The sequence below is a fragment of the Streptomyces sp. NPDC048419 genome, assembly GCF_043200415.1.
Lineage (GTDB): Bacteria > Actinomycetota > Actinomycetes > Streptomycetales > Streptomycetaceae > Streptomyces.
The window spans coordinates 5,338-28,460 of record NZ_JBICXT010000015.1; the positions used below are offsets into that span (position 1 = coordinate 5,338).

At 70.0% G+C, this 23,123-nt stretch carries 22 protein-coding genes; 11 read left to right on the forward strand and 11 right to left on the reverse strand.

All coding sequences use genetic code 11. The features are described 5' to 3' along the window. Positions 1–1,995, forward strand: a 1,995-nt coding sequence (locus ACGFYN_RS28135) for a zinc-ribbon domain-containing protein (RefSeq protein WP_393868671.1), incomplete at its 5' end; no start/stop codon positions are given. Between the two features lie 440 nt (positions 1,996–2,435). Here ACGFYN_RS28135 and ACGFYN_RS28140 read toward each other — a convergent pair. The 6 genes from ACGFYN_RS28140 to ACGFYN_RS28165 form a co-directional block, all read right to left on the reverse strand. Beyond that, positions 2,436–2,702, reverse strand: a complete 267-nt coding sequence (locus ACGFYN_RS28140; RefSeq protein ID WP_393868672.1) for a hypothetical protein — start codon at positions 2,700–2,702, stop codon at positions 2,436–2,438. A gap of 305 nt (positions 2,703–3,007) precedes the next feature. Then, positions 3,008–4,696, reverse strand: coding sequence for a phosphoenolpyruvate--protein phosphotransferase (locus ACGFYN_RS28145; protein WP_393868673.1), 1,689 nt, complete (start codon positions 4,694–4,696; stop codon positions 3,008–3,010). Continuing rightward, on the reverse strand, positions 4,693–5,334 hold the full coding sequence (gene dhaL / locus ACGFYN_RS28150; protein ID WP_393868674.1) for a dihydroxyacetone kinase subunit DhaL: 642 nt from the start codon (positions 5,332–5,334) through the stop codon (positions 4,693–4,695). Before dhaL ends, ACGFYN_RS28145 begins: the two co-directional genes overlap by 4 nt. Positions 5,335–5,466: 132 nt before the next feature. Continuing rightward, a complete protein-coding gene (gene dhaK / locus ACGFYN_RS28155; RefSeq protein ID WP_393868675.1) occupies positions 5,467–6,465 on the reverse strand; it encodes a dihydroxyacetone kinase subunit DhaK in 999 nt (332 codons plus the stop codon). Continuing rightward, the gene (locus tag ACGFYN_RS28160; RefSeq protein ID WP_393868676.1) at positions 6,462–7,232 is read right to left on the reverse strand and encodes an MIP/aquaporin family protein; all 771 of its coding nucleotides are present in this window, start codon (positions 7,230–7,232) and stop codon (positions 6,462–6,464) included. Before ACGFYN_RS28160 ends, dhaK begins: the two co-directional genes overlap by 4 nt. Before the next feature lie 341 nt (positions 7,233–7,573). Next, positions 7,574–8,353, reverse strand: a complete 780-nt coding sequence (locus tag ACGFYN_RS28165) for an IclR family transcriptional regulator (RefSeq protein WP_393868677.1) — start codon at positions 8,351–8,353, stop codon at positions 7,574–7,576. 61 nt (positions 8,354–8,414) lie between these two features. Between ACGFYN_RS28165 and dhaM the strand changes: the two genes are divergently transcribed. From dhaM to ACGFYN_RS28180, 3 genes are all read left to right on the forward strand, one after another. Then, positions 8,415–8,807, forward strand: a complete 393-nt coding sequence (gene dhaM / locus ACGFYN_RS28170) for a dihydroxyacetone kinase phosphoryl donor subunit DhaM (protein WP_393868678.1) — start codon at positions 8,415–8,417, stop codon at positions 8,805–8,807. Continuing rightward, entirely contained in the window at positions 8,791–9,090 is a 300-nt protein-coding gene (locus tag ACGFYN_RS28175; protein WP_393868679.1) for an HPr family phosphocarrier protein, read from the forward strand. Before dhaM ends, ACGFYN_RS28175 begins: the two co-directional genes overlap by 17 nt. 91 nt (positions 9,091–9,181) lie before the next feature. After that, positions 9,182–9,622, forward strand: a complete 441-nt coding sequence (locus ACGFYN_RS28180; protein ID WP_393868680.1) for an ATP-binding protein — start codon at positions 9,182–9,184, stop codon at positions 9,620–9,622. A gap of 104 nt (positions 9,623–9,726) precedes the next feature. On the opposite strand, the gene ACGFYN_RS28185 is transcribed toward ACGFYN_RS28180, so the two are convergent. Then, positions 9,727–10,080 carry an ANTAR domain-containing protein gene (locus ACGFYN_RS28185; RefSeq protein ID WP_393868681.1) on the reverse strand — a complete coding sequence of 118 codons (354 nt, stop codon included), beginning with the start codon at positions 10,078–10,080 and terminating at the stop codon, positions 9,727–9,729. 134 nt (positions 10,081–10,214) lie between these two features. Between ACGFYN_RS28185 and ACGFYN_RS28190 the strand changes: the two genes are divergently transcribed. Together ACGFYN_RS28190 and ACGFYN_RS28195 are read left to right on the forward strand one after the other, a co-directional pair. Continuing rightward, positions 10,215–11,174 carry a helix-turn-helix transcriptional regulator gene (locus tag ACGFYN_RS28190; RefSeq protein WP_393868682.1) on the forward strand — a complete coding sequence of 320 codons (960 nt, stop codon included), beginning with the start codon at positions 10,215–10,217 and terminating at the stop codon, positions 11,172–11,174. A 70-nt stretch (positions 11,175–11,244) separates the two neighbouring features. Continuing rightward, positions 11,245–11,469, forward strand: a complete 225-nt coding sequence (locus ACGFYN_RS28195; protein ID WP_393868683.1) for a cold-shock protein — start codon at positions 11,245–11,247, stop codon at positions 11,467–11,469. Positions 11,470–11,533: 64 nt separating this feature from the next. On the opposite strand, the gene ACGFYN_RS28200 is transcribed toward ACGFYN_RS28195, so the two are convergent. After that, a complete protein-coding gene (locus tag ACGFYN_RS28200) occupies positions 11,534–12,334 on the reverse strand; it encodes an alpha/beta fold hydrolase (protein ID WP_393868684.1) in 801 nt (266 codons plus the stop codon). 83 nt (positions 12,335–12,417) lie between these two features. Between ACGFYN_RS28200 and ACGFYN_RS28205 the strand changes: the two genes are divergently transcribed. Both ACGFYN_RS28205 and ACGFYN_RS28210 read left to right on the forward strand, forming a co-directional pair. Next, positions 12,418–13,419: a phosphotransferase gene (locus ACGFYN_RS28205; RefSeq protein WP_393868685.1), complete on the forward strand. Its 1,002-nt coding sequence runs from the start codon at positions 12,418–12,420 to the stop codon at positions 13,417–13,419. A 152-nt stretch (positions 13,420–13,571) separates the two neighbouring features. Continuing rightward, positions 13,572–14,405, forward strand: coding sequence for a slipin family protein (locus ACGFYN_RS28210; RefSeq protein ID WP_393868686.1), 834 nt, complete (start codon positions 13,572–13,574; stop codon positions 14,403–14,405). On the opposite strand, the gene ACGFYN_RS28215 is transcribed toward ACGFYN_RS28210, so the two are convergent. Continuing rightward, positions 14,347–15,540: an MFS transporter gene (locus tag ACGFYN_RS28215; RefSeq protein ID WP_393868687.1), complete on the reverse strand. Its 1,194-nt coding sequence runs from the start codon at positions 15,538–15,540 to the stop codon at positions 14,347–14,349. The genes ACGFYN_RS28210 and ACGFYN_RS28215 overlap by 59 nt on opposite strands. An 85-nt stretch (positions 15,541–15,625) precedes the next feature. On the opposite strand from ACGFYN_RS28215, the gene ACGFYN_RS28220 reads away from it, so the two are divergent. Then, positions 15,626–16,615: a helix-turn-helix domain-containing protein gene (locus ACGFYN_RS28220; protein WP_393868688.1), complete on the forward strand. Its 990-nt coding sequence runs from the start codon at positions 15,626–15,628 to the stop codon at positions 16,613–16,615. Positions 16,616–16,624: 9 nt separating this feature from the next. Further along, positions 16,625–17,134, forward strand: a complete 510-nt coding sequence (locus ACGFYN_RS28225; RefSeq protein ID WP_393868689.1) for a glutathione peroxidase — start codon at positions 16,625–16,627, stop codon at positions 17,132–17,134. A gap of 34 nt (positions 17,135–17,168) precedes the next feature. On the opposite strand, the gene ACGFYN_RS28230 is transcribed toward ACGFYN_RS28225, so the two are convergent. Then, positions 17,169–19,037: an MFS transporter gene (locus ACGFYN_RS28230; protein ID WP_393868690.1), complete on the reverse strand. Its 1,869-nt coding sequence runs from the start codon at positions 19,035–19,037 to the stop codon at positions 17,169–17,171. Between the two features lie 199 nt (positions 19,038–19,236). Continuing rightward, entirely contained in the window at positions 19,237–21,978 is a 2,742-nt protein-coding gene (locus ACGFYN_RS28235) for a D-alanyl-D-alanine carboxypeptidase (protein WP_393868691.1), read from the reverse strand. A 219-nt stretch (positions 21,979–22,197) separates the two neighbouring features. Here ACGFYN_RS28235 and ACGFYN_RS28240 point away from each other — a divergent pair, with 219 nt between their 5' ends. After that, a complete protein-coding gene (locus ACGFYN_RS28240; protein ID WP_393868692.1) occupies positions 22,198–22,956 on the forward strand; it encodes a GPP34 family phosphoprotein in 759 nt (252 codons plus the stop codon). The last annotated feature ends 167 nt before the right edge of the window (positions 22,957–23,123 follow it).

A 23,123-nucleotide genomic window follows, 5' to 3' on the forward strand; every position in this document is an offset into this window, starting at 1 on the left:
CCAGGACGCACCGCATCCGACATCCACGCCAGCTCGAACAAGATGTGCCAATGGCACTGCGGACAATGCGGCAGCCAGTGGAGCACGACACCAAACGCCCGAATCCGCTCAGGCAGCGGCTGCGCGCAATGCCGACGGGCATCCTGGCAGACGCCGCCGCCTGGCGCATCCCTGCAAGACCGCTTCCCAGAGATCGCGGCAGAGCTCACTGCAATCAACGGCCACCCAGGACGCACCGCATCCGACATCCACGCCAGCTCGAACAAGATGTGCCAATGGCACTGCGGACAATGCGGCAGCCAGTGGAGCACGACACCAAATGCCCGAGTCCGCGGAGGGGCAGGTAGTGGGTGTCCGAAATGCGGACGGCTACGGACAATTAATGCGCGCAGGATAGCGCATCCGGGCACGTCACTGGCAGATCTGCACCCTGAACTGGCCCTAGAATTCGTCGCCAATCTAGAGAACGAACTCACTGCTTCAGAGCTCAAGCCGCACAGCAATTATAAATGTCGCTGGCGCTGCCGCTCCTGTAGCAACGAATGGGTAGCTGTTCCACAGAACCGCGTGTCCGGAAAAACGGGATGCCCCGCCTGCTTTGCAGCAAGACGCGGAAGCTGGAGACGTAGCCCAAAGAGCACCTCTCTGACCGCACACGATGTACTCGGTCACGTCGCCTCGGAGTTCGTCAACAATGAGACAACTCCCGATCATGATCTAACCATGCTCAGACCAGGATCTGCCGATAAGTGCACATGGTTGTGCTCAACTTGCGGGCACACCTGGATAGCTTCTGTCGCCTCTCGCGTCGCCTCCCACAGGAACCGAAGCGAATCCGGGTGCCGTAAATGCTATGACCGTCGAATTGCCGCACGGCGCAGAACACCCAAAGAAGGGGAGTCGCTAAAGGAACGTTACCCACAGATTAGTCAATCTTTCGTGAAAAATCTAACGACGCCAGGAAATGGCCCCGAACGTCTGCGCATCCGTAGCAATGACCGATGTCTCTGGCGATGCAATCACGGGCACGAGTGGGAAGCTAACGTCCTGTCCCGGACCTATGGCTCCGGATGCCCCAAGTGCACCTCAGCAGGCAGGTCCCGTTTCGAGCTTGAAGTGCAGTCTCTACTGATAGCAGCAACGAGAACCGACGTAGTATGCGACTACGTCGTAGAGCATGTACGCGGCCTATCAGGGCGCCGTCCTCGAGTGGATCTCTTCGTCCCGGCAGTTCGGCTCTACGTGGACCTAGACCCATTCCACACACACAGCACGAATAGGCACAGAGAAAAGGACGCCAGGAAGTGCACGCTTCTCTGTGATTTGGACTATGTACGGGTTCGCGCCCAGGGCCTCCCCGCCATTCCAGGGGATCACGTAGAAGTTATTGACAGCACCAAGGATGGCATCAACCCGTGGACTTGGGCGCAATCCCTTCGCCCCATATTAATCGCTCACGGCTTGCCATTCGAACCTCTCAATAAGGAAGAAAGAGGCTTAGCCCTCGGACAGGCCGCAGACGCTTGGGCTGCAATTAAGGGGCGGGTAAGGTTTGAATCCGTCGCTGAGCGGAATTCCGACCTTCTAATCGAATTCAGGAAAAATCTCACCCGCCCCGAGTACGACCTAAGCTTGTGCTCTCCTTCCTCTTTCGATGTAGCGCAATGGCAGTGCATCAAATGCGGAAACACCTGGGAAACGATGATCCGCAACAGGGCCATCAGCGGTTCCGGTTGTCACGCATGCCATCGGCAAGGCATCAACAAGAACAATGTCGCACGCTCGATGGCACCGCCTGGCGAGTCACTTGCAGAGCTGTTCCCTGACATTGCCGCTAGGTTCATCCGTTGCTTGAAGGATCCGAGTCGCACCCCAGGCAACCTCCGCATAAAGAGCAATCTGAAGTGTGAGTGGTCCTGCCACACGGGCAAGCACACCTTTACCGCACCAGTCTTTTCGGTAGCGAACGGCACAAAGCGCAGGTGCTGCAAATAGGAGCTCGCGTGACTATGCCATGTCTCCCTCGTCGGCGATGCTGCTTCCTCGTGACCGTCGAAGCAGCCGTGGTACCGGCGATGGATGAGCTCAGGCGAGCTGCCAACCCACCGGGCTACCTCTGCGATAGAGACTCCAGCGTTCAGCCATCGCGTAATGCAGGCGTGTCGCAGGTCGTCGACGAGTTCGCCTGGCGGACCTCTGAGGAGCCGGAACAACTCCCTTTCTGACATCCACATCTGACATCAACGATGCCGGATGGGGGCGTACACCAGCATCCTTGTCCGGCCGTCGCACCAGTCGCCAACAGCAGCTGGAGCGGGCTCGGATCGAACTCCTAAATCGGGTGTCGCAGGTTCGAATCCTGCCGGAGGCACAAGGTGGCTCTCGGGGACCGACGACCGCGATCTCGTCAGATCGTCCTTCAGGCCCCGTGCTCATCACATGCGCCGGGCGCTCCTGCGCGCCAAGGATTCGGCGGCGAGCCCGGCCGGCAGAGCGAGGCTCAAGCCCAGAACTCCGGCGTTGACGACCGAGGGACCCTGGGACCAGGCCCAAGCGCAGCCGACCGCGAAGGCCACGGCTACGGCGATGCGCCCGGGAGTTCCGCTGACCACAAGGAGGGGAGTCTGCCCAGCCATGCGCCGGCGGTACTTGAGTACGACGATCACCGCGGCAACCAGCACCAGGATGGTCGGTCCTGCCAAGCTGTCCATAATCTACGTGTGCCCTCTCGGTTTCTCCGCAGCGTACGGCGGACCTCCTTGCAGTATCCGCCCTTGTACTCGTACGGGAGAAAGGTCGGCATGTTCGCCGCGTTCAGGATGCCGTACGCATCGGAGGGCGGCGGGGCGGCCGCGAACAACACGGCCGCGAACCGGCATTGGAGGCGAGGTGGGCTGTCTCCTTCTTGTTGAAGTAGACCGTTCCGCTGATGATTCCCCACGTCCACTTCGGGTCGGCGACGACGGGGTACGCGGCGTTCGCCCCGGGTTCTTCAGGCCCCTTCTTCTCAAGGCAGCGGCGGCCGGCAGGACTGCTCGACGAGTTGCCAGACCTCTTCGGGCGTTTCGCGGGTCAGGGCCACGGCGGCCAGTGAGGCACAGGCGTCGTGGCGGAGCCGGCGGATGCGGGCCCGGACCTCGTCGACGGCGGCGGAGCCGACCGAGAGGCTGTCGCAGCCGAGGCCGATGAGGAGAGGGGTCACCAGGGGGTCCGCGGCGGCGTCACCGCAGACGGACACCTCAATACCGTGACGGTGGGCGGCAGTGACGACGCGGGAGACGGCGTCGAGTACGGCAGGGTGTGCCGCCATGGCCGGGGTGGCTGTGGGGTCACGCCGGTCAAGGCCCAGGATCTGGCAGGTGAGGTCGTTGCTGCCGATGGAGAAGAAGGAGGCTTCCCGGGCGAGGCTGTCGGCCGCGGCGACCGCTTCGGGGAGTTCCACCATGATGCCCAGGGGCGGTATCGGAACGCCGGCATCGGTGGCCGCGGCCTCCAGGAGGCGTCGGCAGGCGCGTAGTTCGTCGACACTCGCGACCATCGGGATCATGATGCGCAGGTCGGTGCCGGCTCCCGCGCCGAGCAGGCTGCGGAACTGGTCGGCGAAGGCGTCCGGTTGGGCGAGCATGAGGGGAAGGCCGCGCCCGAGACGTCCGCCCTCGCGGCCTTCGGCGAGGAACGGCGGCAGTTTGTCGTCGGCGAAGTCGAGCGTGCGGGCCGTGACGAGCTGCCCGGTGAGAGCGCGCAGCACGGGGACGAGGGTGCCCGCGTGCTGCGCGCGGGTGGGCCAGGCGCGATGGTTCAGGAAGGGCAGCTCGGTGCGGAGCAGGCCGACACCTTCGGCACCCGTGGTCAGAGCCGCGCGGGCCTCGGTCGGGGTGGCCACGTTGGCACGCAGGGCGATGTGGTGCCGGTCGAGCGTCTCGGCGGGCAGGTGACGCTCTTCGGCGAGGGCGAGCCTGCGGGCCCGCGCGGTCTCCACTGCTCGCAGGGCCCTGGCGCGTTCCTCGTCGTCGGGGTGCGCGACCGCGTTGCCGTTGTCCGCGTCGAGCAGGATCTCCTGTCCGTCCGGCAGTTCGAGCAGCTGGGGGTCGACGGCCAGGAGGTAGGGGATGCCCAGCGAGCGGGCGACGATCGCGGCGTGCGAATTCGGCCCGCCGGTCACCGAGACGACCGCTGTCACCGTCCGGCCGGGTTCCAACAGGTCGGCGGCGCCGATCTCGTGGGCGACCAGGACGAGGGGCTGGTCGGGAGCGGGGCCCGTGTCCCCATAAAGGTGCCCCAGGACGCGGCGGCCGACCTGCCGGACGTCCGCGGCGCGTTCGGCGAGGGTGGGGTCGTCCAGGGCAGCGATGGTTCCGGCGTAGGCGTCGATGGCCTGGCGGACCGCAACAGGTACCGGCCGGCCGTCGTTCGCCCTCTTGACGGCCTGGTCGCGCAGGTCCTGGTCCTGGGCGATGTAGCTGTTGACCTCCATGATGTCGGCCAGTTCGTCCTTGCCCTGTTCGCGCAGCGAGGTGGACAGGTTGAGCAGGCGGGCGGCCACGGCGTCGAAGGCGTCGGTGATCTGCTGCGTGGGGTTGCCGCCGGTGCGGTGGGGCAGCGCCCTTCTGGTGGGTGGCCGGTCGGTGCGGTGGACGAAGCCGAGGGCTGTGCCGGGTGCGGCGGCGTGACCGGTATAGGTGCAGCGGTCGTTCATCGCGCCCCCAGCGTCTCGGCGAGGGCGCGGAAGACGAGGGCGGTGGAGGTGGCGCCGGGGTCCTGATGGCCGATGCTGCGGGCGCCGAGGTAGGAGGCGCGGCCCTTGCGGGCCTGCATCGGGGTGGTGGCGCGCATGCCCTCTTCGGCGGCGTCGGCGGCGGCCACGGCCGCGGCACCCAAGTCGGCTCCGGCGTCGGCCTGTTGCCGGAAGGCGGACAGTGCGGGGGCGTAGGCGTCGATCATGGTCTTGTCGCCGGGCGCGGCCGCACCGAGCTTCGTGATGCTCGCGAGGCCGGCGGCAAGTGCGGCGGCGAACTGCTGTGAGTCGGCCGTGGGGCTGTCCAGTTCCTTGCCGATGGCGCGGAAGGCGCCGCCGTACAGCGGCCCGGAGGCGCCGCCGACGGTGGAGATGAGGGTGCTGCCGGTCTTGACCAGTACAGCCCCGACGGTGTCGGGCCGGTAGTCGGCCAGGGCTGTGACGGCGGCGGAGAAGCCGCGGTGCATGTTGGTGCCGTGGTCGGCGTCGCCGATGGCCGAGTCGAGCTGGGTGAGATGGTCCTTGTGCTTGTCCACGGCGGCTGCGATGCCCTGCACCCACGTGCGGGCGAGGTCGGTGTCCACGGAATCTCCGTTCATGGTCGGTACGGGGCTGGCTGGCGGTGGGGTGAGCCGGGGGCGAGGGGAAGACGCGAGGAAGTGCGGTCCGGGCGGACAGCTGGACGGCATGGCCCGGCCCTCGCGTCGCGCGTGGCCCCGCCCCCGGCTCGGTCAGATGCCCCAGCGCAGCGCTGGGGTGTTCACGGGCGCGTCCCACAGGGACAGCATGTCGGCATCGGCCTTGCAGACGGTGAGAGAAACACCCGCCATGTCCAGGCTGGTCACGTAGTTGCCGACGAGGCTGCGGGCGACGACCACCCCCTTGTCCGCGAGTACGGCGGCGACCTCGTTGAAGACCACGTACAGCTCGATGAGCGGGGTGCCGCCCAGGCCGTTGACCAGAACGATGGTCTCGTCACCGGCGTCGAGGGGCTGGTCGGTGAGGATGGCGTCCAGCGCGGTCGCGACGATGTCCTTGGCGGGTCGGAGCTTCTCGCGGCGGCGGCCGGGCTCGCCGTGGATGCCGACGCCGACCTCCATCTCGTCCTCGGGCAGGTCGAAGCCGGGCTTGCCGGCGGCGGGGGTGGTGCAGGCGGTCAGCGCCACCGCGAAGGACCGGGAAAGAGCGTTGACCCGCTTGCCCGTCTCGGCGACCTCGGTGAGGCTCCCGCCCTGCTCGGCGAGGGCTCCGGCGATCTTCTCGACGAACACGGTGGCTCCGGTGCCGCGGCGCCCGGCGGTCCAGAGGGAGTCCTGGACGGCGACGTCGTCGTCGATCAGGACGGTCTCCACCGTGATGCCCTCGTCGGCGGCCAGTTCGGCGGCCATCTGGAAGTTGAGGACGTCACCGGTGTAGTTCTTCACGAGGAACAGCACGCCCGCGCCGCCGTCGACGGCCTGTGCCGCGGCCAGCATCTGACCGGGTACGGGAGAGGTGAACACCTCGCCGGGGCAGGCCGCGTCGAGCATTCCCCGGCCCACGAAGCCGCCGTGCAGGGGCTCGTGCCCTGAGCCGCCGCCGGAGACGAGGGCGACCTTGCCCGGCTTGGTACCCGAGGCGCGGGCGATCACCTTGTTCTCGGCGTCGACCTTGAGGCTGGGGTGGGCGGCGCCCATCCCGGACAGGGCCTCGGCCGGCACCGCTTCAGGGGCGTTGATCAGCTTCTTCATGACAGGGCTCCTTCAGCGGCGACGACAGGCTTGGTCGTCGCCTCGGTGGCGGTGGTCACGCCGCGGCGGGCGTTCAGGGCGACGTACAGGAATCCGGCGGCAACCGCGCCGATGACTTCGGCGGCCAGGTAGACCGGCAGCTGGTTCCAGTGCACCGTGCCGCCGAACAACCGGCCGGTGATCATCGGACCGAGCGTCCTGGCCGGGTTGATGGACGCCGCGGTGGCCGGGGCCACCGGGATGATGATCGCGAACACGCCGAGGCCGATGGCCAGACCGGCAAAGCCTCCGGCCGCGCGGCGATCGATCGCGCCGAAGACGACGAAGGCGAGGATGAAGGTGCCCACGGCTTCTGCGAAGAAGGCCTGGCCGGCCCCGACTCCGCTGCCGTAGGCGGCGATTCCGAGGCCGACGTCGACCGCCTTCCTCCCCAGCACTCCGACGATGGCGAGGGCGCCCAGCACCGCCCCGGCCAGCTGGGCGGCGATGTATCCGGGAACGTCCCGCCAGGGCATCTTCCGTGTCGCGGCGAGTGCGAGGGTGATGGCCGGGTTGATCTGGCAGCCGGAGATGTGGCCGATCGCGTAGATCATGGCGATGACCACGGTGGCGAACGCCAGCGAGATCATGCCCAGGTCGGCGAAGGTGAAGGGGGCCTTGCCGTTCACGATGAGGGTTGCGGGGACCGAACCGACGCCGATGAACACCAGCATCGCCGTGCCCAGCACCTCGGCCAGCAGCTTCTGTGCATGAGAGTTTTCTTCCATGGAAGGCGCCCGGAGCCGAGCAGCGGCCAGGGCGTCTCACCTCCTCCGCGTGGAGCGGGCTGTGAAGGGAGGTGGCCGCCAGGTGGGTCAGGGTCGGACAACCTGGCGGCCGCTCAGGGGGAAGCCGGACGGGTTGAGTCTCCGGCTGCAGAGTGTTCATCATGGATGAACGTTGTTCCGGAAATTAAGGCCACATTTCCAGCCTGTCAAGAGCTCCGGCCGCCTTCGCGTTCCGTCGAAACGAAGAAGGCCCCGCGGCGGTGTACCGAGGGGCCTGGATCAGAGGGCGGGGCGGAAAGGCGGACGACTGCCGCCGGGCCGCGAGGTCGGGTCGGGTCAGGTCAGGTCATCGTGGTGCGTGCGGCGGTTCCACGGGGGGCTCCCAGGTCGCGGGAGAGGTTGCGGGCGGTCTCGCGGACCGCGACCGCAAGCTCCTGACGTGCCGATTCGGCCAGCAGTCGCTCAACCGCGCCGACGATGCCGAGAGCGCCGACCACCTCGCCGGAGCGGTCGAAGACGGGAGAGGCGATACCCGCGTCCCCGATGGCGGATTCCTGGTCCTCGATCGCATAGCCCGTCCTGAGGGCCTCCTTCAACTGACCCGCCAGCTCCTCCGGGTCGGTGATGCTGGCACCGGTGAGCACCGCCGGCTCACCCGCGAGCAGCCGCGCACGCTCGCCGGGCGGCAGGAAGGCCACGACGGCCTTGCCCAGGGCACACGTGCTCCAGGGGATGCTGGCGCCCACCTCAAGGATCTGCACGGCTCCCTCAGGCCGGAACGCATGGTGCACCACCAGGACGTGGTCGCCGGTGAGCACGGCCACCCAGACCGCCTCGTTCGTCCGGTTCGCGAGCTGGTCCGCCCAGGTCAGCGACCGGGTTCGCAGTTCCTGGGTGTCCAGGTACGCGTTGCCCAGCTGCACCAGTTCCGGGCCGAGCTGGTACTTCGAGCTGTCCCGGTCCTGCACCACCAGCCCTTCGGCCTCCAGGGTGCGCAGCAACGCATGCACGGTGGGCTTGGCCACGCCCAGGCGGTCGGCCAGCTCGGTCACTCCGAGGCGGGGCCCGGTGGACGCGAGCTCCCGCAGTATCTGCACAGCCCGCTGGACCGCCTGCACCATCGAAAGATTCCCCTCAGTTCACTATTGCTGAACAGCGTTCCGACATCTACGGTACCTGTTCATGAGCGCATCTGTCGGCATCGTACTCGTGTCCCACAGCGCCGAACTCGCCTCGGGCCTCCGCCTGCTGGTGGAGCAGATCGGCTCGGACACGGTCCCTCTCGCCACCGCCGGAGGCACCGACGACGGCCGGATCGGCACCAGCTACGACCGCGTCCTCGCCGCCATCCGCAGCGTCGACCGGGGCGGGGGTGTCGTGGTCCTGCCGGATCTCGGCAGCTCCGTCCTGACCGCCCGCACCGTCCTTGAAGACCATCCCCGCCCCGACGTGCTGATCGTCGACGCGCCCTTCGTCGAAGGAGCCGTCGCCGCCGTCGTCACCGCCGCATCCGGTGCCGACCTGAAGACCGTCGCCGAAGCCGCCGAGGAGGCGCGCAATGTCCACAAGCTCTGACTCCGCAACCCCGAGCGCCACGACCACGTCCAGTCACGGGACGGCCGTCGTCCTGCCCGCCAATCTCCATGCCCGCCCCGCTGGTCGACTCGCCCGCGCCGCAGCCGGGTTCACCAGTGCCGTGCAACTGGAACACGACGGCCGGAGCGTCAACCCGACCGGCGTCCTCGCCGTGATGGGCCTCGGGGCGACAGCGGGAAGCACCGTGACCATCCGCGCGGAAGGACCCGACGCCGAGCAGGCCGTCGCGGCGTTGGCCCAGATCCTCGCCACCGCCGAGTGACCCGATCACCACCAGTGGCACGGGACCAGCCGCCGCTTTTGACATGAGAAGCAAGGACCAGTGGAGGTGGCCGAGGGTGAACACCCCCGCCATGAGCACGTCTGACGCCTCTGTGGACCCGCCCGCGCGGGTCGAGCACGTCTGCGCGCTGCCGCACATCCCCGAGGCCGTCTGCGCCGTACGCCGCCGGGCACGCACCGTTCTCGTCCAGTGGCGCGTGCCCTCTCTGACGGTCGACCACGCACTCCTGGTGATCTCGGAGCTGACCACCAACGCGATCGTTCACGCGCTGCCGCCTGCAGTGCTGCGTTTGTCCCTGCCGGAGACCTGTGACGGCCGCGCCCTCCTCATCGAGGTCGCCGACGCAGGACCAGGACCTCGACGACGACCTCCGCGCGACCGCCCCCACCCTGCCGAGCACGAGGAGAACGGTCGCGGGACCGACATCGTCGCGGCCCTCTCCGCTCGACACGGCGTATCCCGCCACCCCGAGAGGGCCACTCGATGGGCCGTTCTGCACATGGGGGCCTGACCGCCCTCGTGCCCGCGAGGCACCGGACGGTGCGGCAACGCCGTCCGGCAGACACCGGCATCCGGCGTGCTCGGTTCATCAGATGGCACGCCACCCCGTCAAGGTCACCCGCAAGCCACCGGCTCGTGTTCCTCGTCGACCTCGTAGGCGTCGTCCTCGTCCTGGCGGCGGGCGTGGTCGACTGCGTGGGGGAGGGCGGTGCGGATGACTTCGGGGAGGGGGCTGCCGCCGGCGGGCCACTGGACCAGGCAGCGGGCGACCTCGCGGAGTTTGACGTTGGTGTGCTGGGAGATGTGCTTCAGCACTCCCCAGCCCTGGTCCGGGCGCAGGCCCGCCACGGTGATGACCACGCCGATCGCCTGGTCGACGAGGGCATGGGAGTCCACGGCGTGCCGCAGGTGCTGCACTTCCTCCTGCAGGGCCGTGAGATGGTCCGCGTCCTCGTCTTCTCCGATCATGTTCGGAAGCCTCCGCGCCTTGGGGCCGCGAGCGACAGCCGTATGACGAACTCCCTGGCCGTACGCCGTGCAGAAAACGAAAAGCGGCTGCTCAGCGCATACATGTCGGAGCTGATGACGGGAATCCGATGGCCATGGAGACGCTGACGTTCGAGAGCGATGATCTGGGCGCGACCGAGGATTTCCTCAGTCGCGCCTACGCCAGGATGCGTATCGGCAGCGCCACGCCCGAAGCCAGCCGCGCCCTCGTCACCCGCACCGGCATCGACGCGGTGAGCATCGACGAGCTCGACCTGTCCTTCGAGATGAGCTATTCGGTCACGCCGCTCGGCAAGATCTGCCTGTGCGTCATGCACGACGGCACCGTGCGGGACCACGGCTTCCAGGGGGTTCAGGACGACTTCGGCCCCGGCGACGTGGTGATGTTCGCGCCGCCCGACCTGCCGTACTCGGGGCGGATCTGCAACGCCCGCTACAACATCACGATGCTCGACCCCGGCCTGCTGTCCCAGGTGGCCGGTGAGCAGGGTGAGCCGTCGGTCCGGCTGACCGGGCACCGGCCGCACTCGACGGCGGTCGCACGGCAGTTGGGCCGCACCATCGCGTATCTGCGGGACCAGGTGCTCGCCGATCCGGCCGTGGCCGCGCAGCCGCTGGTGGCGTCCACCGCCGCGCAGCATCTGGCGGCGAGCGTGCTGTCCGCGTTCCCCAACACCGCGCTGGCCGCCGACGCCGGCACCGACGCGCGCGACGAGCGTGACGCGCACCCGCTGGTTCTGCGCCGCGCCCTCGCCTACATCGACGACCACGCCGACGAGCCGCTCACCGTGTCCGAGATCGCCGGGGCCGCGCATGTCACCGCCCGGGCCCTGCAGTACGCCTTCCGGCGCCATATGGACACCACCCCGCTCGCCCACCTCCGCCGGGTACGGCTCGCGCACGCGCACCGGGACCTGATGGCGGGCGATCCCACGGACGGGACCACGGTCACGGAAATCGCCGCCCGCTGGGGCTTCCACCACCCGGGCCGCTTCGCGTCCCTCTACCGCAACACCTACCGCAGCGCTCCCCACCAGACCCTGAACGGCAGTTGACCCGGCGGCCCCCTCGCCCCGGCCCCGCCCGGCGGCTGTCGCGCGTACCGCGAGCCGTAGGGTCGCACCCATGGTCATCGCAACCGTCCGCGAGTGGTACGACGAGGAAGGCTGGGGTGTGCTGGACTCCCCTGAGACGCCCGGGGGCTGCTTCGGCCACTTCTCCGACATCCGGATGACGGGGTTCCGCACCCTGTCGCCCGGACAGCAGGTGGACCTCACCTGGGAGGCTCCCGGCTACCGGCAGGACGGCTACGACTACCGCGCACTGAGCATCGTCCCCCGGCCCGCCTGAGGCTGCCGTCGCTGCCGCTCAGGCGGCGGCAGCGGCGTCCCTTCGTCCTGCGCCTCGTCCGGCCTCAGGTGTTCCGTTCGGGCCCCGCCCGGCGGATCGGGAACATCGTGGGGGCGGGGGGTTTGGTGAGGAAGTCGAGGATCAGGGTGTTCACCAACGCCGGCTTCTCCATCGGTACGGCGTGAGACGCGCCGGGGACGATCGCCAGCTGGGAGTCGGGGATCGCGCGGTACAGGTCGATCGTGTGCTCCAGGGTCATCATGTCGTCGTCCCCGGCGAGGATCAGCGTGGGCGCGGTGATCCGGGACAGCTCGGCCGTCGTCAGGGCCGGTTCCACGGCGAACATGTCGGCCATCTTGCTCATGACCACCGGCCAGTGGTCGGCGCCGTCGGGTGACGCGGCCGCGTACAGGTCGCGCAGCGGCGCCATGGCGGGGCCGTCGTCCGCCATGTGCTCCAGCATCGCCGGATCCGCGAGGATCTCGGGCGTGGGGCGGAAGTTGGCCCCGATGGCGACGACCTTGCGGACCAGGTCGGGGCGGGCCAGCGCCACCAGCAGGGCCACGATCCCGCCGTCGCTCCAGCCGACGAGATGGGCGGGGCCCCGCACGACCGCCTCGATGAAGTCGACGGTGTCGTCGGCCATGTCCCCGTACGACAACGGGCCCTCGACGTCGGGGGTGCGGCCGTGGGCGCGGCGCTCCGGCAGGAACAGGCGGTACGCCGCCGCGAGGTCCGCCCGCTGCGCGCCCCACGTCTCGTTCGTGCTCAGTCCTCCGTGCAGCAGGACCAGCGGTTCGGCGTCCCCGGCGCCGTCGGTCTCGTACCAGGTCCTGACGCCGGGCAGTTCCACGTAGTCGCCCATCGTTCCCCGTCTCTCCGGATGGTCAGCGTGAATCGACGTTAATCCGGATGAGGCGACGGCGCCCGCGGTGGTGAGATGGCGCGATGAACGGTGACGCGGTCGTCGACCGCGGGCGGTATCCCGATGTCGTGACGCCCTGGGAGGGCGAGGAGTGGCGCGCCGCCGCCCTCGGGTGGGTGGGCGACGTCCTCGACGCCCACGGACTGCACGAGACCGGGCCCCGGCGGGTGCGGCTGCGGCCCTGGTCGGTGCTGGTGCGGCTGTCGGTCGACGGCCCCGGCCCGCTGTGGTTCAAGGCCGGCCCGCCCGCCGCCCGCTTCGAGGCGGGGCTCACCGAGGCCCTGTCCGAATGGGTTCCGGAGCATGTGCTGAAGCCGCTCGCCGTCGACGCCGGACAGGGCTGGTCGCTGCTCCCCGACGGCGGGCCGCGCCTGGCCGACGCACTTGAGGACGGGCCGGCCGGCCCCCGTATGTGGGAGGAGCTGCTGCGCCGGTACGCCGAACTGCAGCGCTCCCTGCTGCCGTACGCGGAGAAGATCGAGGCCCTCGGGGTGCCCGACGCACGTACGGCCACGCTTCCGCACGTCTTCGACCGGCTGGTGGCGGAGAACGGCGCCCTGACGGAGGCCGACCGTGCCGTGCTGAGCGGACTGCGGCCCCGCCTGGTGGAGTGGTGCGAGGAGCTCGCCGGCCTCGGCGTCGCGGACTCCCTCGACCACGCGGACGTGCACGAGGGGCAGGTGTTCGTGCCGGGCCCGGGGCGCTTCACCTTCTTCGACTGGGGGGACGCCGCCCTCTCGCACCCGTTCTGCAGTTTCGTGGTGCCCGCCGGACACGCCGCCGAACGCCACGGCCCGGACGTACTCCCCCGCCTGCGCGACGCCTACCTCGAACCCTGGACCGGCGACGGCCGCACCACCCGGGACCTCCGCCGCGCCCTCCGGCTGGCCTGGCGGCTCGGGGCGATCGGGCGGGCAGTCGCCTGGGGGCGGCTCTTCCCGGGAGCGGCGGACGCCACGGACCTGGCCGGCGACGCCCAGGCCGTCGGCTCGCTGCTACGGCTCCGGGACGAACCGGCCGTATAGCCAACGGCCGAGGCACCGGCGGACCTTGACGAATTCCTGACGCTCGCGACCGAACCCTTCCGGCCGCCCGCCGTGTCCTCCTCCATGTCCCGATCGCATGTCCCGATCGCATGTCCGGAACGGCAAACGACATCTGTGAGAAATGGAGTGCCATGGAAGGCACCGTCGTCGCGGTAGTGGTGGTGGCCGCACTGGCCCTGCTCGTGCTGCGCAGTGGGATGCGGGTGGTCAACCAGGTCGAACGCGGCGTCGTGTTCCGGATGGGACGGGCGCTGCCCGCCCACCGGCAGCCGGGCGTCACGTTCCTGATCCCGTTCGTCGACCGCATGCGCAAGGTGAACACCCAGGTGGTCACCATGCCGGTGCCCACCCAGGAGGGCATCACCAGGGACAACGTCTCGGTGAAGGTCGACGCCGTCGTGTACTTCCGGGTCATCGATCCCGTACGGGCCGCCATCGAGGTCCAGGACTACGTCTTCGCCGTCGGCCAGGTCGCCCAGTCCTCCCTGCGGTCCATCATCGGCAAGAGCGACCTGGACGACCTGCTCTCCGACCGTGAACGGCTGCACGAGGGCCTCGCGTTGATGATCGACAGCCCGGCGGCGGGCTGGGGCGTCCACATCGACCGTGTGGAGATCAAGGACGTACAGCTGCCGGAGTCGCTCAAGCGGTCCATGTCGCGGCAGGCCGAGGCGGAGCGCGAGCGGCGGGCCCGGGTCATCACCGCGGACGGCGAGTTCCAGGCCGCGCAGCAGCTCGCCAACGCCTCGCGGATCATGTCGGACACCCCGGAGGCCATGCAGCTGCGCCTGCTCCAGACGGTCGTGGAGGTCGCGGCCGAGAAGAACTCGACGCTGGTGATGCCGTTCCCGGTGGAGCTGCTGCGCTACTTCGACAAGGCGGCACAGCACTTCACCGCCGGTGCCCCTACGACTCCTGCAGCGCCGGTGCCGGCCCAGGTTCAGGAGTCCGCCGAGCCGCAGTAGCAAGCGTCAGCGTCACCCCGAGCGACGCGAGCGCCATCACGGTCATCGCCGTGGCCGGCGAGGTGAGCCCGGCCACCGAGCCCGCCGCGGCCGCGGCCACGCCCTGCATCGTCAGCATCCCGGACGAGTGCAATCCCAGGGCGTGGCCGCTCAGTTCCTCCGGAGTCAGCGCCATCAGCTGCTCCTGCTGGACGAGGCTCGCGCCGAAGCCGACGGAGGCGAGGGCCGCCGCGAGGGCGGCGACGGGCAGCGCCGGGTGCAGCACGAAGAACACGTACGGCGTGGCCAGCAGCAGAAGCAGCGGGGTGGCGAGCCGGGGGCGGAGCGCGGGCGGCACGAGGCGGCCCACCGTCACGTCACCGGCGAACATGCCGAGCGCTCCGCAGGCGAACAGCGCACCGGCCGCGTGCGGGGCGTAGGAGACGTAGAGGGACTCGCAGCCGACGACCAGGCCGTTGGGCAGCCACAGGCCGAGGTAGGTGAGGCGGCGCCCGCGCGAGGACCACAACAGGGAGTTGGTACGCCAGGTCTCGCCGACGGACGGGCGGCCCAAGGAACGCGGTGGCCGGGCGGTCAGACCCAGGCGGACACCGAGGGCCGAAGTGGCGTACAGCGCCGCCGAGATGAGCAGGCAGGTGCGCGCGGGCAGCACCGCCAGCAGAGCGCCGCCGGTCGCGAAACCGGTGATCTGCATGAGCCCGGAGAGCATGTTGAAGACCGAACGCCCCAGCAGATAGCCGTCCTTGGCGAGGACCTCGTTCAGCAGCCCCCAGCGCACCCCGCCGCCGACCGAGGCGATCAGCCCCATCAGGAGTACGACGGCGAAGACGCCCGCGACGGGCAGCCCGGGCAGCGCAAGGAGTGCCGTGCCGGCCGCGAAGGAGAGACCGATGCCGGTCAGCGCCGTCCGCGGGGGCAACCGATCGGAACCCGACAACAGGAGGGTGGCCCCGAGCACCTGCGCCAGCTGTGGCCCGAACATGCTCACCGCCGACAGCAGCGGGGAGCCGGTGATCGTGTAGACCATGGTGCCGAGCGCCAGACCGCCGATCGTCTGGGCCGCGCCCTGGGCGGCGGAGGCGAGGAAGAGAGGGGTGAACTCCGGGGTGCGGAACAGTTCTCGGTAGCTGCGCATGCAGCGAGTCTGGGAAGTCCGCCAGAACGCCGATATTGTTTCGCGCACACGCGAAAGGTGCACGCCCCGCGAAAGGTGAAGAGCCATGGGCTGGTGGCAGATCAGCGCCGACACCCTCGCCCGCAGCCGGTTCGTGCTCTCCCCGCTCGCGGAGACCTTCGCCTGTCTGAAGCTCCTGCACGCGGGCGGGGGCGGGCACCCGGGCGAACAAGCCTGGCTGCGGGATCATCTGCCCGCCTACCGGCGCCGTCTCGCCGCCGATCCGGTCGGCGCGGCGATCGTGCGCGCGGGACTCGGGCGGGGCTGGATCGCGGACTTCCTCACGCCCACCCCGAGGGACGGGGAGACCTTCGAGGAGGAGGTCGCCCGTGTCCGCGCGGCCCGCCCCGAGGAGGCCCGCGCGAATCTTCTCGTCTCCCTCACCGGCGCCCCGCTGCCGCCGGAACTGGACCGCGACGACCTGCCCGGGCGCGCGGCGGGCCTGCTGGAGTTCGTGTGGGAGACGGCCGTACGGCCCGACTGGCCCAGGCGCCGGCGCATCCTGCAGGCCGATGTGACCGCCCGCACCGCGCAGTTCGGGCAGGGCGGCTGGGCGGCCGTGCTGGAGGGGCTGCGGCCGGGGCGGACGCGCTGGCTCGGCGAGAACCGGCTGCAGGTCAATCCGCAGGAGTATCCGCCGCGCGACCTCACCGGCGCCGAGCTGGTCTTCGTGCCTGTCACCCCGCAGCGGCACGGCTGGGTGTCCTGGGAGGGGCACGAGCGGTACGCCGCCGTGTATCCGTGCGTGGGTGCGCTGGCCGGCGGCCCCAGGGGCGCCGTTCCGGAGTCGCTCGGCGCCCTGCTCGGTCCCGCCCGTGCCGGCGTCCTCGTCCTGCTCGCCTCCCCCATGAGCACGACCCAGCTGACCGCCGTGACCGGGCAGGGCCTCGGCTCGGTGGGCCGGCATCTGAAGGTGCTGCTCGACGCGGGGCTGGTGGAGCGGCGGCGGGCGGGCCGCTCGGTCCTCTACTCCCGCACGGCGGCGGGCGACGTTCTGACCGAGGCGCAGAACCGGCACGACACGTACCGGAGTTAGCATCCGCTCATGACGACTGCAGACAGCAACGGTTCCGCACCCCTCGACGTGGAGATCGGCGCCCTCCAGGGCGGCTCCGCCGGCCTCTCCCAGTACGCGGGCAAGGCCGTCCTGATCGTGAACGTGGCCTCCAAGTGCGGGCTGACCCCGCAGTACACCGGGCTCGAGCGCCTCCACGAGCGCTACGCCGGCCAGGGCTTCACGGTCCTCGGCGTGCCCTGCAACCAGTTCATGGGCCAGGAGCCGGGCAGCGCCGAGGAGATCGCCGAGTTCTGCTCGGCGACGTACGGCGTGAGCTTCCCCATGACCGAGAAGGTCGAGGTGAACGGCGACGGCCGGCACCCCCTCTACGACCGCCTGACCGGCTTCGCCGACGCCGAGGGGCACACCGGCGACATCCGCTGGAACTTCGAGAAGTTCCTGATCGGGCGGGACGGCAAGGTCGTCGCCCGCTTCTCCCCGCAGACCGAGCCGGAGGCGGCGGAGCTGGTGGCGGCGGTCGAGGGCGCCCTCGCCTAGTGGCACAGGCGGACCGGCCGGGGGCGCCGCGCGGTCACTTCAGCTCGTCGGGGCAGGGCGTGCCGCGCGGCAGCTGGTACGGCGCTCCCAGCCGGTACAGCCCCGCCTTGGGGGCCACCAGGATCGTCCACTTGTCCCCCTTGTCGTCCTCCTCGGTCTGCATCAGGCAGCCGTTGACGTTGTCGAAGGACTTGGGCATGCCGTCGGCGCGGTGCTTGGAGGCCTCCGTCTCCTTCGGCGGCTTGACGCCCTTGCCCTTGGCGTCGACCAGGCCGAGCCAGGGCGAGTAGGGGACGCGGATGAGGACGCGGCCGGGCTTCTTGACCTCGATGGTCAGCTCGCCCTGCTCGGCGCGGTCGACGATCGCGGGCGGATCGGCCAGCGGCACGGGGTCGGTGACCCGGAACAGCTGCCAGTTCGCGTCGCCCCAGATCTGCTTCAGATACGGCATGCCCCGCTGGACGAGCTCCCGCTCGCGCTCACCGCCGTCGCCGTCCGGCTCGCCCTTCGGCAGGACGACGTAGTGGACGGCCCAGCGCTGCAGCCACTCGTGGTAGTTCGCCGAGTTGAGCGTGTCGTCGTAGAAGAGGGGGTTGCGCTCCATGTCGGCCTGGCGGTTCCAGCCGCGGGCCAGGTTGACGTACGGCGCGAGCGCGGAGGCCTCGCGGTGGGAGCGGGCCGGGACGACCTCGACGCGGCCCTTCTCGGCGCCGACGTCCTGGAGCTCGTTGACGAGGGGTGCCAGCTCGCGTGCCCAGGACGCGGCCGGGGTGGTGTGGACGATGTCGTCGACCGCCTTGAAGCCGATCCAGAAGGTGAAGCCGAGGAAGGTCAGCACGGCCAGGTACCACTCCCGCGAGCGCGGGATCTGGAACGGCAGCGCGGCGACCAGCGTGACACCGGCGAACAGCATCGCCAGGCGCGTGATGTTGGAGCCGATCTGCGAGCTGACCAGCCACACCGCGACGACCGACAGGCCGTAGACCGCGGAGGTCAGACGGACGGTCGTCCAGTGCTTGGGGACGAGCATGAAGATCATGACCGAGCAGAGGAACGGCAGGATCACCGAGCCGAAGGCCATCGGCTGGGTGCCGGAGAAGGGGAACAGCCAGGCCGAGACCGCCACGACGGCGGCGGGCGCGATACCCAGGGCCCAGGCCCCCGGACGGCGTTTCTGCAGGAAGAGGGCCACCGCGACCAGGCCCACGAACAGGCCGGCGACCGGGGACGACATCGTCGCCAGCGCGGCCAGGGGCGCGGCGCACAGGGCCTTCGCCCAGCGCTTGTAGCGCCACTTGTGCGGCCAGCAGAAGACGACGGCGACCGCACCCAGCGCGAACATCGTGCCCAGCCCGAAGGTCACCCGGCCCGAGGCCGCGTTGCACAGGAACGCGAAGACGCCCGCGAGCGAGGCCCACAGGGGGTTCTTCACGGACCGGCTGCGGATGAGGATCATCGTCAGCAGTCCGGCGGAGACGGTCCCCGCGATCATCATCGTCGTACGGACGCCGAGCACCGACATCAGATACGGCGACACCATGCTGTACGACACCGGGTGCATGCCGCCGTACCAGGCGAGGTTGTACGCGGAGTCCGGGTGCCGACCGACGAACTCGGCCCAGGCGTCCTGCGCGGCCAGGTCCCCGCCACTGTTCGCGGACGTGAAGAACCAGACGATGTGCAGGATCCCGGCGAGGGCCGTGATCGAGAGCACGGGGTGGTGCAGCAGACGCTCACGCAGGGCGAGGACAGCGGCTCTCACACGTGACGGATGGCGCTCTGCGCCGCCCGTCGTACGAGCCGTGTCACGGCTGTCCGTACGCGGTGCGGGCACCCGTATTCGCGGGCCGGTTCCCGGGCCCGGATCGGCGTCGTCGGCGCGTGTCGGCTCCGCAGTGGCCACCTGAAGGCACTCCCCGTGGTGTCCCGTCTTCTGTTCTGGGACGTATCCCGTTGCCCGCCCGTTCGCGGCCGCGTCCCCGGGGATTTCCCGGTCGCGTCCCGCGAGCGACGGCATGCCCCGTTTCGTGACGCTAGCACGCACCCCGCCGGGAGGCGCCCTGGTGGGCCTCCCGACGGGGTGTGGAGATCCGGTGACCGGATCAGGTGATGCGCTTGAGCTTCGCGCCGAAGCCGGGCTCGGTCAGGTCCTTCTGCAGCGCGACCGGCACCTTGACCGCGCCGCTCGTGCCGTCGCCCACGGTGAGCGTGCCCACCTGGGTGCCGGCCTTCGCGGAGTGCGGTACGTCGTCGGCGTCGAAGGACAGCTTCACCTTCAGGCCCGCCCAGCCGACCGCCGGGACGTCCTTGGTGAGCACGATCGGGGTGTGACCGCCGAGCTGGTCGTCGACGTACCCGACCACGTCGCCCTTCTTGAGGATCTTCTTGGAGGTCAGCGCGTCCTGGGCACCGATCATCGCGGTCTTGCTGACCGCGTTGACGGTGTCGATGATCGGCGCCGTGTGCTGGCCCAGGATCGCGCCGACGACGGTGACCGTCTCACCGCCGACCTCCTTGGTGGCGGCGAACAGGAGGTTGCCGCCGGCCTTGGTGGTCGTGCCGGTCTTGATGCCGAGGGCGCCGTCGTAGGGGACCAGGGCGTTGTAGTTGCGCCACTTGTGGCCGGACGGGTCGACCCAGTTGGGCAGCTTGGTGATGTCCATCAGGGCCGGGATCTTGACCAGCTCGTTGCCGAGCTTCACCTGGTCCTCGGCGGTGGAGACGGTGGACTCCTTCAGACCGGAGGCGTCCGTGTACGTCGTGTTCTTCATCCCGAGGTCCTTGGCGGTGTCGTTCATCTTCTTGATGAACGCCGCCTCGGTGCCCGAGTCCCAACGGGCCAGCAGGCGCGCGATGTTGTTCGCGGAGGGGATCATGATGGCCGACAGGGCCTGCTTCTCGGTGAGCGTGTCGCCCTGCTTGACCGTGTTGAGGGTGGACTCGCCGTCCTTGTCGTAACCGCCCTCCTTCTCCGCCGTCGCGTCGACCTTGATCCTCTCGCCCTCCGCGCCCGACTTGAGCGGGTGGTCCTTGAGGACGATGTACGCGGTCATGGCCTTGGCGACGGAGCCGATGGCGACGGGGGTCTGCTTGCCGAAGTTCCCCATCGTGCCGATGCCGTTGACGTCCATCCAGCCCTGGCCCTCGCTCGGCCACGGGAGGTCGGCCTTGCTGCCGTCGAAGGTGTAGGAGTCGTCGGCCGTCAGCGCGAGATTGGGGGTGGGCAGCGGGCGGACGGCCTGCGCGATCGCAAAGGCGACCGCCAGGAGCAGGACCAGCGGGGTCCAGATCTTGACCCGGCGGACGATCGTGCGGACCGGGGTCACCGGCGGAGGCGGCGTGTTCGTCAGCTCGGCCAGCAGGTCCATCGGCGGCTTCGGCGGCAGCGGCTGCTGCGCGGTGCGCTCGGGACCGACCTGCGGGATCGCGGCGGTGGCGTCCGCGGGCCTCTGCGTGGCCGGTTCGTCGAGGGGCTTGAGCGCGACGAACTTGCTGGTGCGCTCCGCCTCCGGCGTCTTGGCAGGCTCGTCCGGCTCGCTCGGCTTGTCCGGGGCCTTTTCGGGAGCCTTGGCCGCACCGCCGAGCTTGAGCATGGTGGTGGGCTGATCGACCTGGGGCTTGGCCGGCCGCTTGAAGACGGCGGTCGGCTGATCGACATGCTTTGCCCCGGCGGGCTTCCCGCCCCCGCCGTCGCCGTCCGCCACGGCATCTTCCACGGGACTTTCGTCCACGGGGCTGTCGTCGTCGGGTTCGTCGGAACCGGCCGGGGTGGCGTCCTCGGGGGCCTCGGCCTCCTCCTCGGGAACAGCGTCCTCGACGACCTCGGCGTCCCCGTCGGAGGCAGGGGCGTCGGCGTCATCGGCCTCGTCCGTCGCGGCGGCGGCACTCGCGGCCCCGGCGGAAGCGGCAGCGTCGGAGGCGGCGTCCTCGACGACCTCAGCGTCCGCGTCGGAGGCAGGGGCGCCGGCGTCATCGGCCTCGTCCGTCGCGGCGGCAGCACTCGCGGCCCCGGCGGAAGCGGCAGCGTCGGAAGCGGCCCCGGCGGAGGCGGCCCCGGCGGAGGCGGCAGCGTCGGAGGCGGCAGCGTCGGAGGCGGCGTCCTCGACGACCTCGGCGTCCGCGTCGGTCCTCGCCTCCGACGTCGCCGGTACGTCGTCCTCGGCCTCGTCGTCGCCCGCGGCCTCGTCCGTCGCGGCGTCCGCCGGCTCGGCCTCGTCCGCGGCGTCCCGCTCGCCGCCGGAGCCGTCCGTGTCGGCGTTCCGCTCACCGTCCGTGTCGGTGCCGGACTCCGCGGAGGCGTCCTCCGCGGAGTCCGAAGCCTCGGAGCCCGCGGAATCGTCCGCTCCGGCGCCCCCAGGCGCCTTCTCCGGGCCTGGCGCGTCGCCGGAGTCCTTGGAGTCGCCCGTACGGACCCAGGCCGCCACAGCGGCGCGCAGGCGGGCGTCGCCCGACGCGTCGGACTCGTCACCCTCCGTCGCCGCGTCGTCGCCGGGACCGTCCGCTGCATCCGCGGAAACGTCTCCGCCGCTCGCGGCACCCTCCGCGGACTCCTCTTCGGCCTCCGGCTCGGGCTCCGACTCCGGATGCCGTCCGGAGCCGGCCTCCGGCTCCAGATCCCGTACGGAGAAGACCTTCGTCGCCGTGTCCACGCCGCCGGAACTCCCGGCCTTCCCGGACGCCGAACCGCCGGAGGCCTCCGCCTCCCGGGCCACCGCCAGCCGCGGATCGCGTGCTTCCGAGCGGGCTTCGGGAACCGGACCCGTGCTCCCCGACGTCGCTTCTGCCGACGACTCGCGCTTCTTGGACCTGTCGGGGGACTCGCCCGCCACCGATGCCTCCTCCATGCCGCACGCTCTCCGTGCGCCTACCGAACCGTGAACCGCCGCCCGGACACCGGTCAAACGCGCTGTCCGAACCATGTACCAGTGTCCTGTGTGCGGTCTTAACCGCTGCGGTAGACGAGAACGACATACCTACCGGTTCCCTCACAAAGAGGTCACGCACCCTCGACAGACCAATGTGAGAGGGGTCACCCTGTCTTTCATCCACGCGGGGAGGCATGGATGGGCAGGAGCCGCAGAACACTTCCGGAGGAGCTTCTGCTGCTGGCACTGGACCCGACCACGGGTACCACTGCACAGCCGCAGTCGCTCGACCTTGGTCTGGCCGGAGCACAGCTAGTGGAGCTGGCGCTGGCCGGACGGATAGCCCCAGACGGGGATCGTATCGCCGTGGTAGCCCCACGGCCGACTGGAGATCCAACACTGGACTGCGCATTGGAGTTGCTGCGAAGGCGTGGCGCTCCCGTGCGAGCCGTCCACTGGATTGGCGGACCCCGACTAGGGCTGCGCCAGACCTATCTCTCGCATCTGGAGCGGTGCGGCATGGTGCATGCCGTGGCGGGCCAGATGTGCGGAGTGCTGCCGACGACGCGGTACCAGGCGACGGACACCGAAATCAGCCGGGAGATCAGGGCCCGGCTGGATTCCGCGATCCGTACCGGCGTACCGCCGGACCCGCGGACCGCGGCGCTCGCCGCCCTGGCCCACGCGGTCGGCCTCGGCAAGCACCTGTATCCGGGCAACGAGGGTCGGTCCTCACGTTCCCGGCTGCGGGATCTGATCAGGCACGACCCCATGGGCGGCCTCGTGGCACACGCCGTGATGGACGTCCAGAACGGCGTGGCTGCCCAGCCGCGCCGCAGCCCGGCCGCACCGCCCGGCCGTCCGGTCACGGGACCGGTCAGGTCGGTACCGGAACCCGCTCGTGGCGTTCCGATGCAGCCGCGCCGCGGCTCCATGGCGCGCGTCGTGGCGCACTGAGCCGCAGCACCACGACGAGCGGCTGGAACCGCAACCGCAGCACCACGCACCGCCGAGCACCGCACCGAGCCTGAACAGGCAGTCCCCAGGACCCGGTACGGGAGCCGCTGGTCCGCGCGGGGCGGCGGGACCGTCGCCACATCCGCACCCGCGGATGACGTGACGGT

Coding starts and splice junctions, on each gene's coding strand:
- ACGFYN_RS28145 (WP_393868673.1), bottom strand. CDS start 4,696: ATGAACGACCGCTGCACCTATACCGGTCACGCCGCCGCACCCGGCACA.
- ACGFYN_RS28160 (WP_393868676.1), bottom strand. CDS start 7,232: ATGGAAGAAAACTCTCATGCACAGAAGCTGCTGGCCGAGGTGCTGGGC.
- ACGFYN_RS28165 (WP_393868677.1), bottom strand. CDS start 8,353: ATGGTGCAGGCGGTCCAGCGGGCTGTGCAGATACTGCGGGAGCTCGCG.
- ACGFYN_RS28235 (WP_393868691.1), bottom strand. CDS start 21,978: ATGGAGGAGGCATCGGTGGCGGGCGAGTCCCCCGACAGGTCCAAGAAG.
- ACGFYN_RS28190 (WP_393868682.1), top strand. CDS start 10,215: ATGGAGACGCTGACGTTCGAGAGCGATGATCTGGGCGCGACCGAGGAT.
- ACGFYN_RS28225 (WP_393868689.1), top strand. CDS start 16,625: ATGACGACTGCAGACAGCAACGGTTCCGCACCCCTCGACGTGGAGATC.
- ACGFYN_RS28205 (WP_393868685.1), top strand. CDS start 12,418: ATGAACGGTGACGCGGTCGTCGACCGCGGGCGGTATCCCGATGTCGTG.
- ACGFYN_RS28220 (WP_393868688.1), top strand. CDS start 15,626: ATGGGCTGGTGGCAGATCAGCGCCGACACCCTCGCCCGCAGCCGGTTC.
- ACGFYN_RS28185 (WP_393868681.1), bottom strand. CDS start 10,080: ATGATCGGAGAAGACGAGGACGCGGACCATCTCACGGCCCTGCAGGAG.
- dhaL (WP_393868674.1), bottom strand. CDS start 5,334: ATGAACGGAGATTCCGTGGACACCGACCTCGCCCGCACGTGGGTGCAG.
- ACGFYN_RS28175 (WP_393868679.1), top strand. CDS start 8,791: ATGTCCACAAGCTCTGACTCCGCAACCCCGAGCGCCACGACCACGTCC.
- ACGFYN_RS28195 (WP_393868683.1), top strand. CDS start 11,245: ATGGTCATCGCAACCGTCCGCGAGTGGTACGACGAGGAAGGCTGGGGT.
- ACGFYN_RS28210 (WP_393868686.1), top strand. CDS start 13,572: ATGGAAGGCACCGTCGTCGCGGTAGTGGTGGTGGCCGCACTGGCCCTG.
- ACGFYN_RS28240 (WP_393868692.1), top strand. CDS start 22,198: ATGGGCAGGAGCCGCAGAACACTTCCGGAGGAGCTTCTGCTGCTGGCA.
- ACGFYN_RS28200 (WP_393868684.1), bottom strand. CDS start 12,334: ATGGGCGACTACGTGGAACTGCCCGGCGTCAGGACCTGGTACGAGACC.
- dhaK (WP_393868675.1), bottom strand. CDS start 6,465: ATGAAGAAGCTGATCAACGCCCCTGAAGCGGTGCCGGCCGAGGCCCTG.
- ACGFYN_RS28180 (WP_393868680.1), top strand. CDS start 9,182: ATGAGCACGTCTGACGCCTCTGTGGACCCGCCCGCGCGGGTCGAGCAC.
- ACGFYN_RS28215 (WP_393868687.1), bottom strand. CDS start 15,540: ATGCGCAGCTACCGAGAACTGTTCCGCACCCCGGAGTTCACCCCTCTC.
- dhaM (WP_393868678.1), top strand. CDS start 8,415: ATGAGCGCATCTGTCGGCATCGTACTCGTGTCCCACAGCGCCGAACTC.